Origin of the sequence: Thalassotalea euphylliae (genome assembly GCF_042682785.1) — a bacterium.
GTDB classification, from domain to species: Bacteria; Pseudomonadota; Gammaproteobacteria; order Enterobacterales; family Alteromonadaceae; genus Thalassotalea_F; species Thalassotalea_F euphylliae.
The window spans coordinates 1,324,017-1,339,523 of sequence record NZ_JBHUIB010000001.1 but is presented as its reverse complement, the minus strand read 5'-3'; the positions used below and the strand labels follow the sequence as shown (position 1 = coordinate 1,339,523).

Genomic DNA, 15,507 nt, shown 5'->3' with positions numbered 1-15,507 from the left:
TCACACTCGTGTTAACTGATTGCTCTCTCGTTGAGAGCGGATGCGCATTTTACGCTTCCCTGTTTTAATGTCAACAACTTTTTGAAAAAAACTTTAATTTATTTTTCTAAGTTATCTGACCCGTTTGGTGACTATATAAAGCAACTAAACTTATCAAAACAGCTTCTTGGCTTGTCCCCGAGAAGTGGATGCGCATTTTAGGGGTTTTTCGGGTGGCGTCAACACCTTTTTGAAATAAATTTGAAATAATTGTTTATTTGCAGATAATTTAATCAAAGCGCGTTTTTATTGGACTATATAGGACATTTAATCAAAGAAAAGTAACAATTATGTTCTTTATCTACGTTTGTTTACTATTTGCCTCCTAGTCTCCGTAATATCATTTTTACTTTTGCAAAAGCTGATTATTTAGAGAGTATTTTGCTAGTATTAAATTAATTTCAATAAGTTAATTATTACTATGCCTAACAATATTCGTTCTTTTAAAGGTATAACACCTCAAATCAGTCACCAATGCTATATAGATAGTACAGCCGTGATCGTCGGTGATATTGCGATAGGAGTCGATAGCAGCATATGGCCCCTTGTTGCCGCTCGCGGTGATGTAAACGTTATCCGTATTGGGGAACGCACGAATATACAAGATGGCACTATTTTGCACGTTACCCGTAAAAGCCAATCGAACCCTGACGGCTTCCCGCTGATTATTGGCGATGACGTGACCATTGGTCATCAATGTATGTTGCATGGCTGTAAATTAGGAAACCGCATTTTAGTGGGTATGGGTGCAATTATTATGGACGGTGCGAAAGTACAAGATGATGTGTTTATTGGTGCAGGTACATTAGTACCACCTAATAAGGTATTAGAAAGTGGTTACTTATATGTCGGTAACCCGATGAAAAAAGCGAGACCACTAAAAGAAGGTGAAATCGCTTTCCTTAAACAGTCTGCTATTAACTATGTTGAGTTAAAGAACGACTACTTAGCAGAAATCTAATAAGTAAAAGCAAAGTTTCAGCTATATGTGGAGGTGGATTTCATTATCCTCCGGCTCGTTCTTTTCAAGCCATAGTTCAACCACCTCTTCTAAATCATATTTAGTGCACTGGTCGATAGAAGCCAAATGTTTAAGCTTTGGACTATGAAAATAAATGGTAATTAGCTGACCAGCCATAAGACCTGTGAAACGCCAGGCGTCTTTATCTTGATCAAATGCCAAATCATCATTAAATAAAATCGATTGATTCATTATGTTACCTTTAAAAGCTCTCTGAGTTTATTTTCAACAGGCGTCTTATTGGGCATTACACCACGCCATACATTAAAGCTTTCTGCCGCCTGCCCCACTAACATCCCTAAACCATCAATAGCGGTTTCTGCACCTGATGCCAATGCCCAATCAATAAATACAGTATTTTCTGCTTTGTAAGACATGTCATAAGCAAAGCCACCGGTTTTGAAAATAGCAGGTGTAACAGCTGGTATCTCGTTAAACAGACTGGAAGAAGAAGAGTTAATGACAACATCAAATGGTGCTTCACTTTCGAGTTGTGCTGAAGTTAACGCAGCAATGCGACCATATTCATCAAAATGCGAAGCCAACTCCTCTGCCTTTGCATGTGTTCTATTGGTAATAACTAGCAACTCAGGCTGTTGTGCCAACAAAGGCTTAATTACGCCGCGCGCGGCACCACCTGCACCAATAAGTAAGACTCGTCGATTCAAAGGTGCTTTGTTCTCTAATAAGTCAGCAATTAGTCCTGCACCATCGGTATTGTCACCTAATATTGAACCGTCTTTGTTAAACACTAACGTATTTACAGCTTTAGCCAACTGAGCTCTCTCTGTCAGTTTCGTTGCCATGGAAAAAGCTTGTTCTTTAAATGGTGCGGTTACGTTGGCCCCTTTTCCACCTTGCTCGATAAAAGTCGTAATCGCGTCGTGAAAGCGATCAACATCCGGGCCAATTGCGTTATACTCGAGCACCTGCTTTGTTTGGTCGGCAAATTCGGCATGTATCAATGGCGATTTAGATTGAGCAATAGGGTTTCCAAAAACAGCGTATTTATCCATAACAAGCAAAGGTAGTGATTTTGTTTGGCATTAAAAAACTTTTTTCCGAAAGAGACAAGACGCAATCGTTATCAGATAGTGTTACGCCTTATATCTTAATTGGTGAAGAAGCAGGCACACGAGCGCTTGCCAATGCATTTTATGATGAAATGGAATCTAACATTCATCTAAAAGAACTTTTAGATATTCATGAACTGCCCCTTGATGGCATTCGTCAAAAGGTCTTTGAATATTTATCAGGATGGCTTGGTGGACCACCATTGTTTGAAGAGAAGTATGGTCACCCGAGATTGCGCCAACGCCATTTACATGTTGCTGTTACACGTAAGCAAGCGGAACTGTGGATGCTTTGTATGACAAACGCATTAAATAAAACTGTTGAACACGAGCCACTAAAACGAGAACTCAAGCAAAAGTTCGGACAGTTAGCTGCGCATATGATTAACCAGTAGTAACATCAGCAATAAAAAAAGCCGCAATACGCGGCTTTTTTATTTGGTTGGGGGTGATGAGGTGTTAAGTTTTAAAACTTATAACCAATCATCAGTGAGTAAACCATTGGGTCTACGTCAACTTCTGCCGTACCTTTAATATCTTCACCAATTTTAAAGTCTGCATCAGTGCCGATATCGATATAACGAATAGAAGCATTAATATGCCAATTATCATCTAGCTCATAGTCTGCGCCAACTTGGAACGATACACCGAAAGAGCCATCTAACTCTAAGTCATTAAAACCTAGACTTTTAGGTGCTGATTTAAATTCTTCGTCGAAGAAAATTGTGTAGTTAAGACCAGCACCCACGTAAGGCTTAAACTTTGATGCTGAATCAAAGTAGTAAATAGCGCTTAATGTCGGTGGTAAGTGTGTTACTTCACCTAATGTGATGCCATCTACGTCTAGTCCAGGAACACCAAATACACCTTCTGCAATACCTTGAGGATCATGAATTTTAACATCATGCTTAAACGGTGTAGCAGCTAATAGTTCTACAGCCCAGTTGCTGTCAAAGAAGTACACAAAATTTAAACCTAGTTGTGTGTTGTCATCTACAGAAACAGACAATGGTGTATCACCACCAAGTGCTTCAATATAAACGCCAGCTTTGTCACTATCAGGATCAACCATTGTTGCACCGCCGCGAACAAGAATATCGCCCGCTTGGTAACCTGCTGCTAATGACCCGAAAGACAATGTTGATAACACCGCTAATGTAATAAGACTTTTTTTCATGAGAGTATCCCTTTAAATAATTGGCGTCAGTTTACAATCGCGTCATGTATGAAAAGTTGATTTACCTCAAATTACTGTGTGGTTACATGTCGCTACAGTTAGACAACGAGCGCGATCATGATCTATATCAACTTTTGTGCTCTAGTCTGTATAAAAGCTAGACGATAGATGGGGTAAAGCAAATTAAATGCAGTGACCATGAAGTAGCATGGCCGTCTAAATTGTAATCACTTTGTTTGACTTGAAAGTAGGTAGAAACAAAACAGCTACAAAAACGTCCCATTGTTATAGGATGATTTGATATCATGACGTATGTTTTTTAACCCCGCGGCAGTATGAGCGTAGAGTCTAGCGTTGAAAATAAGGTCTTTATTTGGTTGCCTATATTTTGTGTATTAGGTCTATTTCCATTGATGATCTTCCGAATAGTCGAACATGATTGGATAATTGCCGCCTTAGACTTTTCTTTAATAATTATTCTCGGGCTTATCAGTTTCAACGCGATTACCGGCAAAGATCAAACGTTTGCATTTTCTGCAGTGGTCTCTGCTGTGGCAATATTACCTGTCGCAATGGTCTATTTGAAAGGCGCCGGCGCTATTGTTTGGTTCTATCCAGCCATTGCAGTCATCTACTATTTTGTATCGCCAAGAAGGGCGTCGTTACTTTCGGCCATCATGCTTATGTTTGTTTTGATAATCATCTTTGAACAGCTCGAGAGTTTTCAATTTTTTTCAACAGCAATCAGCATGGTCATCACGGTAGTATGCTCATTCACGTTCGCTTATCAAAAACGATTTCAAGCCAATAAACTGTATGAACTCAGCCACAAAGATGCCCTGACCAAAACATACAATCGCCGTGCGTATATTGATACGATGGACTCGATTACCAACAGCAGCATGGATAATCAAACCTGGTTATTGTTATTTGATTTAGACCATTTCAAAACCATCAACGATAAATTTGGACACAGCAGTGGAGATGATGTACTCACTCAAGTATGCGACATCATCTTTCCATTAATTGCCGATAACAAATTGTTTAGAGTAGGTGGTGAAGAGTTTGCCATTACCATGGATAACCAAAATACCAAAGACGCCTTTGCATTTGCTGAGATAATTAGAACGGCAATTGAAAGCGCATCGATAATACCAAATCACCAAGTCACCATATCGTGTGGTCTAAGTGAATTGCAGCATGGCGAAACGCCAAGTGCTTGGTACAAACGCGCAGATGACGCTCTGTACCAAGCAAAAACGGAGGGCAGAAATAAAACAGTGCTAGCTTAACCAGTCCCTTGGTTTCAAGTAATTAGTAAGTTTACCCTCTGCTGTATCTTTGTCTGGCTGAAAGTTGTACTCCCATCGCGCTAACGGTGGCATAGACATTAAGATTGATTCAGTGCGGCCTCCTGACTGCAAACCAAATAAAGTGCCACGGTCAAACACTAAATTAAACTCTACATAGCGACCACGACGATACAGCTGAAATTGACGCTCTTTCTCGCCAAACGGTGTATCCTTTCGCTTCTCCATGATAGGCACATACGCATCAATATAGCCTCGACCAACTGCCTTTATGTACTCAAAACACGTGTCGAAATCCCACTGATTTAGATCATCAAAAAACAGACCACCTACACCACGAGTTTCGTTTCGATGTTTTAAAAAGAAGTATTCGTCGCACCACTTTTTATGGGCAGGATAAATATCATTACCAAAAGGTGCACACAAGCCATGCGCTGTTTGGTGCCAATGCTTAATATCTTCATCAAATGGATAAAATGGCGTTAAATCAAAGCCACCGCCGAACCACCAAACAGGCGCTTCACCTTCTTTTTCTGCCACAAAAAAGCGAACATTGGCATGTGAAGTCGGTATAAATGGGTTTTTGGGATGAATCACTAACGATACACCGCATGCTCTCCACGTTCGTCCAGCTAATTCTGGTCGATGTGCTGTGGCTGAAGGAGGGAGTTTATTACCCGAAACTAGCGAGAAGTTCACACCACCTTGTTCAATAACTGCACCATCGGTCAGCACACGTGTGCGACCACCACCGCCCTCTTCACGCTGCCAGTTATCTTCAACAAATTTCGCCCGACCATCAGCAGCTTCAAGCGCCTGGCAAATGTCATCTTGCAACGTTTTTAAAAACGCAACCACAGGTTCAATTGCAACATTACTCATATGCGAAATACTTCTCCGGTAAGGCCATCAATAATCTTAGAGGGCTGATCAAATCCTAGTGTTTGACCTTTAATGACAAAATCGACCTGCTGCGATAAATACTGCTCTACTTCTTGCCAAGTTTTAGCAGGTGGCTCACCCGTAAGGTTAGCACTTGTCGAGACAATAGGTTTACCCAACTCATTGCATAAAGCGACAACATCAGGTTGGCTAGTAACGCGCACTGCCAATGTATCAAACTGACCGGTTAGCCATTTTGGTGTGGTAGGCGTGCAAGGCAACACTTGAGTGATCCCATCTGGCCAGCGTGAAAGCACAGAAAAACGTTTATCTTGTGGAATTTTTAAGTCATCAATATATGGCAGCAATTGAGAGTAATTTGCTGCCAATAAAATTAACCCTTTTTCGATTGGGCGTTGTTTTATATCGAGAATTTTTTGAACGGCTTGTTCGTTATCGGGATCACACCCCAAACCAAAAACCGCCTCTGTCGGGTAAGCAATAACACCACCTTCAGTGTATGCTTGTTCCGGTGTTTCAAAGGTCATTTTATACGCTAGCTGGTTTATTTGGGCGCTAGTCTAGCATTTTTAGGAAACAGAAACAGTACACACAATAGCGTTCACTACCAGTACTGTTCTACTTTTAACCGCACAAAAGTAAATTTACTTATTTATGTTACCTCTAGTGGTATTAATAAATACTAACCAAATAAACTTCGTACCTTTTCCCGCAACACAAACTTTTGAATTTTTCCTGTCGCTGTTTTAGGTAATTCACTAAATACTATTGTTTTAGGTATTTTGAAATGCGCTATATTTTCACGACAGAAAGCAATCACCTCTTGCTCGGTAATATTTGCGCCTTCTTTCAGTGTTACAAATGCACAAGGTGTCTCACCCCACTTTTCATCCTTGCGAGCAACGACAGCCGCCTCCAATATTTGCGGGTGTTTGTATAGTGTGCCTTCTACTTCTACAGACGATATATTCTCACCACCAGAGATAATAATATCTTTCGACCTATCTCTAATTTCAATGTAGCCATCCGGATGTTTAACAGCGAGATCGCCTGAATGAAACCAGCCCGCTTTAAATGACGCTTCGGTAGCAGATTCATTTTTAAGATAACCTTTCATTGTTGTGTTGCCCTTAAACATGATCTCACCTATGGTTTCAGCATCTGCAGCCACAGGTAGCATGGTATCAGGATCTAGCACATCAACGTGTTCTTGTGTTGGATATCTTACGCCCTGCCTTGCTTTGAGTGCAGCCCTTTGGTCGCTATCCAACGCATCCCACTCTGAGTTCCACTCACTCACAACACAGGGACCATATACCTCTGTTAAGCCATATGTTTGCGTAATATCAAATCCGAGTTTCTCCATACCTTTAATCACCGCAGGTGGTGGTGGTGCACCAGCAGTCATAGCTTTGATCCCTCGCGGTAACCCGTGCAAATACTCGGGTTCAGTATTCATCATCATATTGAGTACGATTGGGGCACCACAAAAATGTGTCACGTGATGTTCTTTCATAAGCCCGGTAATCGTTTCACACTCCGCTTGGCGAACACAGACTTGAGTTCCACCAACTGCAACAATTGTCCAAGGAAAACACCAACCGTTGCAGTGAAACATGGGGAGTGTCCACAGATAAACAGGAGGTTCTGGCATGGGCCAAATCATGGTATTACCGATTGCGTTAAGATAAGCACCACGGTGAGAATACACCACACCTTTGGGATTTCCTGTTGTGCCAGAGGTATAATTTAGCGCTAATGCCTGCCACTCATCTTCAATTAAATTGGGGGGCGCTTTATCTTCGGCTTGCTGAAGAAGTTGGTGATACTCCACTTCACCAATAGTGTCATATACACCGCTAAGCGGATCTACAATATCAATGACGAGCGGCTGTCGTGACGAAAGTGCTAATGCAGAACGCATAAGTCCGTTATATGCACTGTCAACTAACAACACATCACACTCACCATGATCAAGAATAAATGCCAGCGCTTGGGCATCTAGTCGCGTATTTAGAGAATTAAGCACCGCTCCGGTCATGGGCACAGCATAATGCGCTTCTATATATGCAGGGATATTTGCAGCAATAATGCTAACTGTATTTCCTGGCTTGACGCCTAGCTCAATGAGTGAGTTTGCAAAGCAATGGACATTTTGTTGAAACCTACGGTAACTAATATGCTGATTGCCATGAATGATGGCCGTCCTCTCAGGAAAAACTTGCGCAGTGCGCGCAAGGAAGTTAATCGGTGTTAACGGCTGTGCATTTGCCTTGCATTGGTCGAGGCCATGTTGATATATGTTCATTTCTCCCCCTTTCGTCTGCCTTGATTCAAATGCATATTGTCTATACTTGCTAGGCAGCTTGTTTCACTTAGCTTACTTTGGTGAAATTATTTTTAAATTCGCCTTTAGTCTATGGCGAACAATATTGGTGAAAAATTAGCAGCTAAATTTCCGTATCAGACCAAACACGGGTATAATGCGCGGCCTATTTAACCGGTTGTTTTGACCTTGTGTTTTAAACTTTGATTAAGAAGGCGCTTATACAATGAAAGTAGGTATTATCATGGGCTCTAAGTCGGACTGGCCGACAATGCAACATGCTGCTGATATGTTAGATTTATTTGGTGTTCCGTATGAAACCAAAGTGGTATCAGCTCACCGTACTCCTCACCTACTTGCTGAATATGCAGAAAGTGCTAAAGAACGCGGTATCAAAGTAATTGTTGCTGGCGCTGGTGGTGCGGCTCACTTACCAGGTATGACAGCAGCCTACACAAGCTTGCCTGTACTTGGCGTGCCTGTTCAGTCAAAAGCATTAAGCGGCCAAGACTCTCTACTTTCTATCGTGCAAATGCCAAAAGGTATTGCTGTAGGTACACTCGCTATTGGTAATGCTGGTGCAGCTAACGCTGGATTGCTAGCCGCACAAATCATCGGTACACATGATGAAGACGTGATGGCAGCTGTCGAGAAGTTCCGCAAAGAACAAACTGACACTATTTTAGCTAATCCAAACCCAGCTGAGTAGGAAGTACTTATCATGAATGTTCTTGTTTTAGGTGCAGGCCAATTGGCACGCATGATGGCATTGGCGAGTAAGCCTTTAAATGTCAATGTACGTGCTTATGATGTAGGCTCGCGCACAGTAGTAGATCCGTTAAACCTTGCGCAAAGCTATGGTGACTTAGCGGAAGGTATCGCGTTTGCTGACGCCATTACTGCTGAATTTGAACATATAGCTCATGATGTGCTTGCCCAATGCGAAGCATCAGGAAAGTTACACCCAAGTAGCCAAGCAATCAAAACAGGTGGCGATCGCCGCCTTGAAAAAGGTGTGCTTGAGCAATGTGGTGTGGCCAATGCCCAGCATAAAATCATTACTACTGAGCAAGACTTTGCGGATGCTATCAGTGAATTGGGTCTGCCACTTATCTTAAAAAGTGCATTAGCTGGCTATGATGGTAAAGGTCAATGGCGCATTAAAGATGCAAGCCAAGCTGCTGATATTTGGAAAGATATTGAAGCTTTCTTCGCTGGCGCCAACGAACCTGCAGCTCAAGCCGTTGTTGCAGAGCAAATGGTCCCATTTGATCGTGAAGTGTCGTTAGTGGGCGCTCGCGATGCTAAAGGCAATACCCAAGTCTATCCGCTTGTTGAAAACCATCACACTGATGGCGTATTAACGGTTACCGTAGCACTTGCACAAAATGAAGCCCTGACCGCACAGGCAAAAGCCATGTTCGATAAAGTGGCTGATGCATTAAACTATGTAGGTGTGTTAGCGATTGAGTTTTTCCAAGTTGGCGAACAGCTGCTAGTTAACGAAATTGCACCGCGTGTTCACAACTCAGGGCACTGGACGCAGCAAGGTGCCGATACCTGTCAATTCGAAAATCATATTCGTGCAACGACGGGGATGCCATTAGGCAGTGGCGAATTAGTGCGTCCAACAGCGATGATCAATATCTTAGGTGAAGATGAAGTACCTAGCGAGGTTTTGTCGGTACCAAGTGTTCATTTGCATTGGTATGGCAAAGGTAAGCGTGCTGGCCGAAAAATGGGTCACATCAACCTTTCTGCTGATACAAACAAAGCGCTTGTTGAACGCCTATACCAAGTAGCACAACTTCTACCTAGCGCAGCCTTTGAGGATATTCAGCAATACGCTGCCGAGTTAGCCAAAAAATATTAGGGCCTGTTCTCTAGTTACTGCGCTGATTGGAAGTGACCACACTTTTTATCAGCGCATTGTAACTTTTCTCCACTTGCCATAGAGCGCTTCAAAAGCAACGAAAAGCCACACTTCTCGCATTCACCTGCAACAGGTTCATGATTAACAGCAAATTTACACTTTGGATAATTGTCACATGGATAGAACGTTTTACCATAGCGCGTTGTTTTTGCGACTAAATTCCCTTTCTTACAGCTAGGACATGAAACTTCGGCAGTAGTTTCAGCCTCGTCATGTTCAATATGATTGCAATCAGGAAAATTCGTACAGCCAATAAACATACCGTATCGTCCTTGTTTTACGGCAAGCTCATGTCCACATTCAGGACACTCAGACCCCGGTAATACTTTGTCTTCAACTTTCTCGTGCTCTACAACAGGGCGAGTATAGTCGCAGGAAGGATAACTTTCACAGCCAATAAATGGTCCTGCTTTTCCTCTTTTCACCGCCAGCTCTGAACCACATTTAGGGCACGTCTCGTACTCTTTCTCTAATGCGTGTTTCGCTGCTTCAAATAATTTATCTGTCATAAAACGATCTTATTTCGCTGTTAATTTGCGATTGTTCTATTTTATACGCAAATGAATTATGTCTAAATCTAGAATTTATCCACCAAGGTTTTACGACGGCTCTCTCGCATTCTTCTTTAAGTTGGCAGCGAGTGGCTATGTACCAGCAAATTGGTTTGTAAAAGACCGACCTTCTGAACAAGAACGAGCTAAGAAAACAGGCCATCTAGCGTTAGAAATCGTCAGCCACTGTTGGAATTATTCGCATATGTTGGCATACCAGCTAAGTTCATTGGTACAACACCCGCCAACAAAATCTCATGTGACTATGACGTTATTTTACTGCCCTGACGATGAAAAAACACAAGAGTTGGTAAATTTCTTTGCAACCTTTGATGTGCCCAACGTCACGTGGAACTGGCAACCGCTAGAAAAAAAACTATTGTGTCGAAGAAGTATAGGAAGAAACCAAGCTGCCTTAGCCACCAAAGCTGATTGGGTATGGTTTACTGACTGTGACATTATTTTCTCGGAAAACTGCCTAGATAGTTTAGTGGATAGCTTACAAGGTAGAAATGATGCGTTAGTTTTCCCGCGTGAAGAAAAGACCACACCATTGCTACCCAACGAGCACCCTCTTTTACAACCTGGCGCAAGTCCACAATTAGTTAGTATCAACAATACCCGTGTCAAACCGTATTCTCGCCATAAGGCAACAGGCGAATTTCAAATTACTCATGGTGATGTAGCGCGAGCGATAGGTTACTGTGCCAACATCGATATTTACCAAACTCCATCAGAGCATTGGTGTAAATGTGTCGAAGATCGCGCTTTTCGCTGGCTGGTTGGCTCACACGGCGTGCCCATTGATGTCGACAATGTTTTTCAGATACGCCATGTCGCTAAGGGGCGATACAAAAAAGGGTCGCAATGGTCACAGGTCCGCAGCAAAATACGTCGTATGCAAACGAAATACAGCTAATACGTAACAATTACTTGAAGAGAATAACGTTATATTAATGTTGTTAAGTAAAGCCATTCATAACATTACGAAAAACCGCTTTGTCGTACCGTATACGCCTTTTTATCGTCACTACCCATTTCAGGGACGGCCTTCGATAAAAAGCGCTGACGACAGAGGGTGTGTTGATTTTGAATTAGGTATTTTTTACAACCGAGTGCCCAAAGCCGCTAATTCAACCATAGTGTCGAACTTGGTCAATACCAAACTTGGGCATGAAATTGACTCACCACAAGCTAAGAAGATATTTCGGTCTCCCTCTACGCTCTCAAAATACGAGCTAGAACAATTCGAGGGACTCTTCAAATTTACCGTGGTTAGAGATCCGTTCTCCCGCACCTTATCAGCCTTTCTTGATAAAATTGATCGAAAATACAATCAACATCACCAGAAAGTCTCATTCAAAGACTTTTTGAAAACACTCAAAGAAGGCAAACTTCATAGCAACTTACACTGGGCACCGCAGTCTTCAATCTTTCTGATTCCGTTTGAGAAATTTCAATTCGTTGGCCGCTTTGAAAACCTTAATGCGGATCTATCGACCATCATTCGCCACATAGACAACCAATCAGCCGCCCTTCATAGCTTCTCTCGTAAAGGCCCCCCTTCTACTAGCGCAAATGAAAAACTACGAAAATTCTACGATGAAGAATGTGAAGAGCTCGTAAAGCAAATGTACAAACAGGATTTTGCGTTATTGGAATATAACGACAGCATTCAATAACGTACTAAACCGACCTCTCGGTATTTTTATGCAATAAGTTAAAACCAAATTCAGTTGTTTTGATTTTGTGTTTTTCGTTAAATACGCGGAGTTTCTTGTTCTTAGCAACCATTGCCGGATCGCGATATCCGCGTGCATGGTCAAGATGAAGTACGTGCGCATTGTAGCGAACATGTTTGGCTTCGATTCCGTTATTGCGTAATCGCACGCCTAACTCTCTGTCTAATCCACCATACTGCATCCGTTGATCAAAGCCGTTGATATCAAAAATGTCTTGTTTCCAGGCTGATGCGTTGCATCCTAAAAAGCTTTTTGGCGCCGGCGTTATCACATTCATTAATGCTGCTCGCCAACCTGTTACTTTGTACTTTAAATGCTTACGCGTAACAGGTAAGCCATTATCTACTAGCCATTGCCAAGAGAAACAAGTGCCGTTCACAATATCTTCTTTGCAAATTAACTCGCTGGTGGACATGGGCAAGCGCATAACACTACCAGTTAAAAAGCGATTAGGTTTTACATATCGCAAGTGTTCCGCGATAAAATCAGGATGTGGGATGCAATCTCCATCTGAAAAAATAATGTAATCTGTTTCAACCGTTAGAATAGCTTTATTCAGAATTTCACATTTTTGAAAGCCATTATCTTCATGCCACACATGCTTAATATCTAGCCCTGTTTCTTTCCTCATTATCTCAATCAACAGACGCGTATCGTCAGTCGAGCCGTCATCTGCAACAACGATATCAAAATTGGTATAACGCTGAGCACTGTAGCCCCAAAGTACCTTTTCAAGCCAACAAGGAGAGTTATAGGTAGTAAATAAAACGGTTACTTTCATAAAAGTGAAACTGAAATTTGTGAAGCTGTTTATAACTGGCAAACAGCTGTCTTATTGGACACCATTATAGTGCGTTCTACATGACAGTTTTATGTAACCTTAGTCGTGACATGGTAAGCATTAAAAATCAGGTACCTATGTATTTCTGTATATTTTCATTCAACCGCGGGCAGCTTCTTAAAAACTGCGTGTCATCGATAGAGCTATGTGTCGATAAACCAAATATTATCGTTTTCGACGACAACAGTACCGACCGAGAAACAATGGCAGTGCTGTCAGAAATAAACGAAAAGCATGACGTCATTGTGCCCAAACTAGACGATCAGAACGCACATAAATGTGGTGGTTTGTACAACAACATGCAGCTTGCTCTTGACTCTATGCCTGAAGAGTCGCTTGTCTGTTTTGTCCAAGACGATACGCAATTTGTACGCCCTATTGATCAACATGACATGGATGACATCGAACATTTCTTCGCACATCATCAACAATCAGCGTTTATGCAATGCGCATTTTTGAAAGGTAAAGCGCGTAATCGAGTCAATGGCTATACCTATTTTGACAATGTCTCTGGTGCTTACTTAAGACAAGATGTAAAGCAAAGTGCAGGTATTTACTTCTCCGCGGTTAGTATTGGTCATGTTGGGCGGCTGAAAGCTGTGGATTGGACATTCAAATCACGTGAAAAAGACAACAATACACAAGCCAAAGCTTTATTTGGCCCGATGGGTTTTATGAAGAATCCTTTCCTGATGTACTTACCCAGTGCGCCAGCATATCGCGGCAAAATGAAAACATTGGGCCATAAACTGGCCGAAAAGAAAAATAACTGTGGCTTTCATCCATTCAACCTAATGGAAGACGCTCAATTAGCTGCATTCAAAGCGCGGAACCCAAGTACTCTGCCCTTTGCTGAAGATTTTTTATCGCTTGCATTCGCTGAGCTGCCAAAACCTTGGGTAACTAACCCTTTTCAAGGGACAAAGATACTAAAAGCGCTACACAAAGCAGAGCTTGTGGTTCGTAAAAAATTTGGCTAGGCCGTGTTTAGTGCAGCGGCCCGTCCGGCATTTCATCGAAAATTAAGTCTTCCATTTGTGAGTAGGCGTTCTCTCGTCCAGGAACATTGAAAAGTACCATCAAGACGACCCATTTAAGATCATCTAGATAAAAGTCTTTGGTATCAAGTTCCATTACACGGTCAATAACCATTTCACGCGTCGTCATATCAAGCAGGTTAACTTGTTCAAGGAACATTAAAAAACCACGACATTCCGGATCTAACCGTCTCATTTCATCCGCAGTATAAATACGCGTGGATGGACCCGAAACTTTTGTTAAGTAAGGATGTGCGTCGTTGTTTTGAAGTTCTGCTAGTTTTTCTAGCCAAGAAAGCGCTTTGTAAATTTCATCTTGATGAAATCCAGCGCGTGTCAACTCATCGGTGAGTTCATCATGGTCAACCATGATTTCAGCTTCGGAGTGAATGTAGTTCTCAAACAAATACATAAGAATATCGAACATAGTTACCCCCTATGCAATTTAAGATAGCCTCCAGGCACCGCAGATACCAGACCTCTAAGCTCTAACATTGTTAGCCGGGTTAACACTTCCTCTGTGGAAAGCTTACACCGGGAAACTACTGTGTCTACGGGAGTAGTTTCATAACCCACACTAGCTAACAAAACATCGTTTAACAAGCCCTGCTCTTTATTTTTTTCAACTTTTTCGCGCGGTTCGTTTAAATACTCAAGCTGCGCAGAAATTTCTAACTCTTCCACTATGTCGGCAGCATTTTCTACAAGCTTAGCCCCTTGCTTAATTAAATAGTGGCACCCCTTAGCCATTGGATTTCTTGGTGAACCTGGTACCGCAAATACCTCTCGATTTTGCTCTAATGCCGTGCGAGCTGTCACCAAAGAGCCACTTTTAACTTCAGCCTCAATCACCAAAACACCTAAACTTAGACCACTGATAATACGATTTCGTTTCGGAAAATGACCTGGACGAGCAGTAACGCCAGGCAAAAACTCACTGACAATGGCGCCATCGTTTTCAACAATCATTTTGGCCAGTAGCTTATTTCGAGTTGGGTAAACGACATCTATGCCGGTGCCAACCACAGCAACCGTTTTTCCTCTGGCCTCTAACGCGCCTTTATGCGCCATCGCATCAATGCCAAGCGCTAACCCACTGGTAATAGCCACATTGGGCGCTAACGTGTGTGCAAACTCAAAGGATAATTCACGACCTGTCGTCGTGGCACCTCGGCTTCCCACAATCGCTACTTGCGGTTGGCTCAAAACAGAAACATCGCCTTGTACCCAGATAACAAGTGGAGGGTCATATATTTCGCGCAGCAACTGTGGGTAGTCCAAATCATCGATACCAATGATTTTTGCGCCGACTTCGCGTGAGCGCTCAATAATCGACTCTATCCGAGGCCAGTCTGGCGCTAAGACAGCCTCGCGTTGCGTAGCGTTCAATCCACACGCTTTCAATTCGATTGAATTAAGAGTAAAAATATCGTCTAAACCATAACGGTCAAGTAATGAGCGTTTTTGCTGATAAGACAGTCTAGGGACCAGCTTTAACGCCAACCAAAAATGCTGAGCACGTTTCTCCACTTATCTCCTCCTTAAGATTCAAGT

The 15,507-nt window shown here is 42.3% G+C and carries 18 protein-coding genes; 8 read left to right on the top strand and 10 right to left on the bottom strand.

What is annotated here, in order from left to right; translation table 11 throughout:
• Positions 1 to 460: 460 nt before the first annotated feature.
• Entirely contained in the window at positions 461 to 1,000 is a 540-nt protein-coding gene (locus ACFSJY_RS06100; protein WP_386032175.1) for a gamma carbonic anhydrase family protein, read from the top strand.
• Between the two features lie 21 nt (positions 1,001 to 1,021).
• Here ACFSJY_RS06100 and ACFSJY_RS06095 read toward each other — a convergent pair whose 3' ends face one another.
• Positions 1,022 to 1,252, bottom strand: coding sequence for a hypothetical protein (locus ACFSJY_RS06095; protein ID WP_386032173.1), 231 nt, complete (start codon positions 1,250 to 1,252; stop codon positions 1,022 to 1,024).
• Positions 1,252 to 2,076 (bottom strand): shikimate dehydrogenase, encoded by an 825-nt coding sequence (aroE, locus tag ACFSJY_RS06090; RefSeq protein WP_386032171.1) that lies wholly within the window; start codon positions 2,074 to 2,076, stop codon positions 1,252 to 1,254. Before aroE ends, ACFSJY_RS06095 begins: the two co-directional genes overlap by 1 nt.
• A gap of 14 nt (positions 2,077 to 2,090) precedes the next feature.
• On the opposite strand from aroE, the gene ACFSJY_RS06085 reads away from it, so the two are divergent.
• Complete coding sequence (locus ACFSJY_RS06085) at positions 2,091 to 2,528, top strand: group II truncated hemoglobin (RefSeq protein ID WP_386032169.1); 438 nt, start codon at positions 2,091 to 2,093, stop codon at positions 2,526 to 2,528.
• 71 nt (positions 2,529 to 2,599) lie between these two features.
• Here the strand turns inward: ACFSJY_RS06085 and ACFSJY_RS06080 are convergent, their stop codons facing one another.
• Positions 2,600 to 3,310 (bottom strand): OmpW/AlkL family protein, encoded by a 711-nt coding sequence (locus tag ACFSJY_RS06080; RefSeq protein ID WP_386032167.1) that lies wholly within the window; start codon positions 3,308 to 3,310, stop codon positions 2,600 to 2,602.
• 335 nt (positions 3,311 to 3,645) lie between these two features.
• Between ACFSJY_RS06080 and ACFSJY_RS06075 the strand changes: the two genes are divergently transcribed.
• Positions 3,646 to 4,602, top strand: coding sequence for a GGDEF domain-containing protein (locus ACFSJY_RS06075; RefSeq protein ID WP_386032165.1), 957 nt, complete (start codon positions 3,646 to 3,648; stop codon positions 4,600 to 4,602).
• Here the strand turns inward: ACFSJY_RS06075 and hemF are convergent.
• From hemF to ACFSJY_RS06060, 3 genes are all read right to left on the bottom strand, one after another.
• Positions 4,594 to 5,502 (bottom strand): oxygen-dependent coproporphyrinogen oxidase, encoded by a 909-nt coding sequence (gene hemF, locus ACFSJY_RS06070; RefSeq protein WP_386032163.1) that lies wholly within the window; start codon positions 5,500 to 5,502, stop codon positions 4,594 to 4,596. The two genes, ACFSJY_RS06075 and hemF, sit on opposite strands and share 9 nt — an antisense overlap.
• A complete protein-coding gene (gene tsaC / locus ACFSJY_RS06065; protein WP_386032161.1) occupies positions 5,499 to 6,050 on the bottom strand; it encodes an L-threonylcarbamoyladenylate synthase type 1 TsaC in 552 nt (183 codons plus the stop codon). Before tsaC ends, hemF begins: the two co-directional genes overlap by 4 nt.
• Positions 6,051 to 6,205: 155 nt before the next feature.
• Complete coding sequence (locus tag ACFSJY_RS06060) at positions 6,206 to 7,831, bottom strand: acyl-CoA synthetase (RefSeq protein WP_386032159.1); 1,626 nt, start codon at positions 7,829 to 7,831, stop codon at positions 6,206 to 6,208.
• 244 nt (positions 7,832 to 8,075) lie between these two features.
• Here ACFSJY_RS06060 and purE point away from each other — a divergent pair, with 244 nt between their 5' ends.
• The gene (gene purE / locus ACFSJY_RS06055; RefSeq protein ID WP_386032156.1) at positions 8,076 to 8,558 is read left to right on the top strand and encodes a 5-(carboxyamino)imidazole ribonucleotide mutase; all 483 of its coding nucleotides are present in this window, start codon (positions 8,076 to 8,078) and stop codon (positions 8,556 to 8,558) included.
• A gap of 12 nt (positions 8,559 to 8,570) precedes the next feature.
• Positions 8,571 to 9,722 carry a 5-(carboxyamino)imidazole ribonucleotide synthase gene (locus ACFSJY_RS06050; RefSeq protein WP_386032154.1) on the top strand — a complete coding sequence of 384 codons (1,152 nt, stop codon included), beginning with the start codon at positions 8,571 to 8,573 and terminating at the stop codon, positions 9,720 to 9,722.
• A 14-nt stretch (positions 9,723 to 9,736) separates the two neighbouring features.
• On the opposite strand, the gene ACFSJY_RS06045 is transcribed toward ACFSJY_RS06050, so the two are convergent.
• Complete coding sequence (locus tag ACFSJY_RS06045; protein ID WP_386032152.1) at positions 9,737 to 10,291, bottom strand: DNA topoisomerase family protein; 555 nt, start codon at positions 10,289 to 10,291, stop codon at positions 9,737 to 9,739.
• Positions 10,292 to 10,349: 58 nt separating this feature from the next.
• On the opposite strand from ACFSJY_RS06045, the gene ACFSJY_RS06040 reads away from it, so the two are divergent.
• Together ACFSJY_RS06040 and ACFSJY_RS06035 are read left to right on the top strand one after the other, a co-directional pair.
• Complete coding sequence (locus ACFSJY_RS06040) at positions 10,350 to 11,252, top strand: glycosyltransferase family 2 protein (protein ID WP_386032150.1); 903 nt, start codon at positions 10,350 to 10,352, stop codon at positions 11,250 to 11,252.
• A 37-nt stretch (positions 11,253 to 11,289) separates the two neighbouring features.
• Positions 11,290 to 12,015 (top strand): sulfotransferase family protein, encoded by a 726-nt coding sequence (locus tag ACFSJY_RS06035; protein WP_386032148.1) that lies wholly within the window; start codon positions 11,290 to 11,292, stop codon positions 12,013 to 12,015.
• Positions 12,016 to 12,019: 4 nt separating this feature from the next.
• On the opposite strand, the gene ACFSJY_RS06030 is transcribed toward ACFSJY_RS06035, so the two are convergent.
• Entirely contained in the window at positions 12,020 to 12,856 is an 837-nt protein-coding gene (locus ACFSJY_RS06030) for a glycosyltransferase family 2 protein (RefSeq protein ID WP_386032146.1), read from the bottom strand.
• 80 nt (positions 12,857 to 12,936) lie between these two features.
• On the opposite strand from ACFSJY_RS06030, the gene ACFSJY_RS06025 reads away from it, so the two are divergent.
• Entirely contained in the window at positions 12,937 to 13,896 is a 960-nt protein-coding gene (locus tag ACFSJY_RS06025; protein ID WP_386032144.1) for a glycosyltransferase family A protein, read from the top strand.
• Positions 13,897 to 13,903: 7 nt separating this feature from the next.
• On the opposite strand, the gene ACFSJY_RS06020 is transcribed toward ACFSJY_RS06025, so the two are convergent.
• Together ACFSJY_RS06020 and dprA are read right to left on the bottom strand one after the other, a co-directional pair.
• Positions 13,904 to 14,380 carry a DUF494 family protein gene (locus tag ACFSJY_RS06020; RefSeq protein ID WP_386032142.1) on the bottom strand — a complete coding sequence of 159 codons (477 nt, stop codon included), beginning with the start codon at positions 14,378 to 14,380 and terminating at the stop codon, positions 13,904 to 13,906.
• A 2-nt stretch (positions 14,381 to 14,382) separates the two neighbouring features.
• Complete coding sequence (gene dprA / locus ACFSJY_RS06015; protein WP_386032140.1) at positions 14,383 to 15,483, bottom strand: DNA-processing protein DprA; 1,101 nt, start codon at positions 15,481 to 15,483, stop codon at positions 14,383 to 14,385.
• Positions 15,484 to 15,507 lie beyond the last annotated feature (24 nt).

Excerpts from the sequence above, each read along its gene's own strand:
- ACFSJY_RS06100 (WP_386032175.1), top strand. The coding sequence starts at position 461 with ATGCCTAACAATATTCGTTCTTTTAAAGGTATAACACCTCAAATCAGT.
- ACFSJY_RS06095 (WP_386032173.1), bottom strand. The coding sequence starts at position 1,252 with ATGAATCAATCGATTTTATTTAATGATGATTTGGCATTTGATCAAGAT.
- aroE (WP_386032171.1), bottom strand. The coding sequence starts at position 2,076 with ATGGATAAATACGCTGTTTTTGGAAACCCTATTGCTCAATCTAAATCG.
- ACFSJY_RS06080 (WP_386032167.1), bottom strand. The coding sequence starts at position 3,310 with ATGAAAAAAAGTCTTATTACATTAGCGGTGTTATCAACATTGTCTTTC.
- ACFSJY_RS06075 (WP_386032165.1), top strand. The coding sequence starts at position 3,646 with ATGAGCGTAGAGTCTAGCGTTGAAAATAAGGTCTTTATTTGGTTGCCT.
- hemF (WP_386032163.1), bottom strand. The coding sequence starts at position 5,502 with ATGAGTAATGTTGCAATTGAACCTGTGGTTGCGTTTTTAAAAACGTTG.
- tsaC (WP_386032161.1), bottom strand. The coding sequence starts at position 6,050 with ATGACCTTTGAAACACCGGAACAAGCATACACTGAAGGTGGTGTTATT.
- ACFSJY_RS06060 (WP_386032159.1), bottom strand. The coding sequence starts at position 7,831 with ATGAACATATATCAACATGGCCTCGACCAATGCAAGGCAAATGCACAG.
- purE (WP_386032156.1), top strand. The coding sequence starts at position 8,076 with ATGAAAGTAGGTATTATCATGGGCTCTAAGTCGGACTGGCCGACAATG.
- ACFSJY_RS06050 (WP_386032154.1), top strand. The coding sequence starts at position 8,571 with ATGAATGTTCTTGTTTTAGGTGCAGGCCAATTGGCACGCATGATGGCA.
- ACFSJY_RS06045 (WP_386032152.1), bottom strand. The coding sequence starts at position 10,291 with ATGACAGATAAATTATTTGAAGCAGCGAAACACGCATTAGAGAAAGAG.
- ACFSJY_RS06040 (WP_386032150.1), top strand. The coding sequence starts at position 10,350 with ATGTCTAAATCTAGAATTTATCCACCAAGGTTTTACGACGGCTCTCTC.
- ACFSJY_RS06035 (WP_386032148.1), top strand. The coding sequence starts at position 11,290 with ATGTTGTTAAGTAAAGCCATTCATAACATTACGAAAAACCGCTTTGTC.
- ACFSJY_RS06030 (WP_386032146.1), bottom strand. The coding sequence starts at position 12,856 with ATGAAAGTAACCGTTTTATTTACTACCTATAACTCTCCTTGTTGGCTT.
- ACFSJY_RS06025 (WP_386032144.1), top strand. The coding sequence starts at position 12,937 with ATGACAGTTTTATGTAACCTTAGTCGTGACATGGTAAGCATTAAAAAT.
- ACFSJY_RS06020 (WP_386032142.1), bottom strand. The coding sequence starts at position 14,380 with ATGTTCGATATTCTTATGTATTTGTTTGAGAACTACATTCACTCCGAA.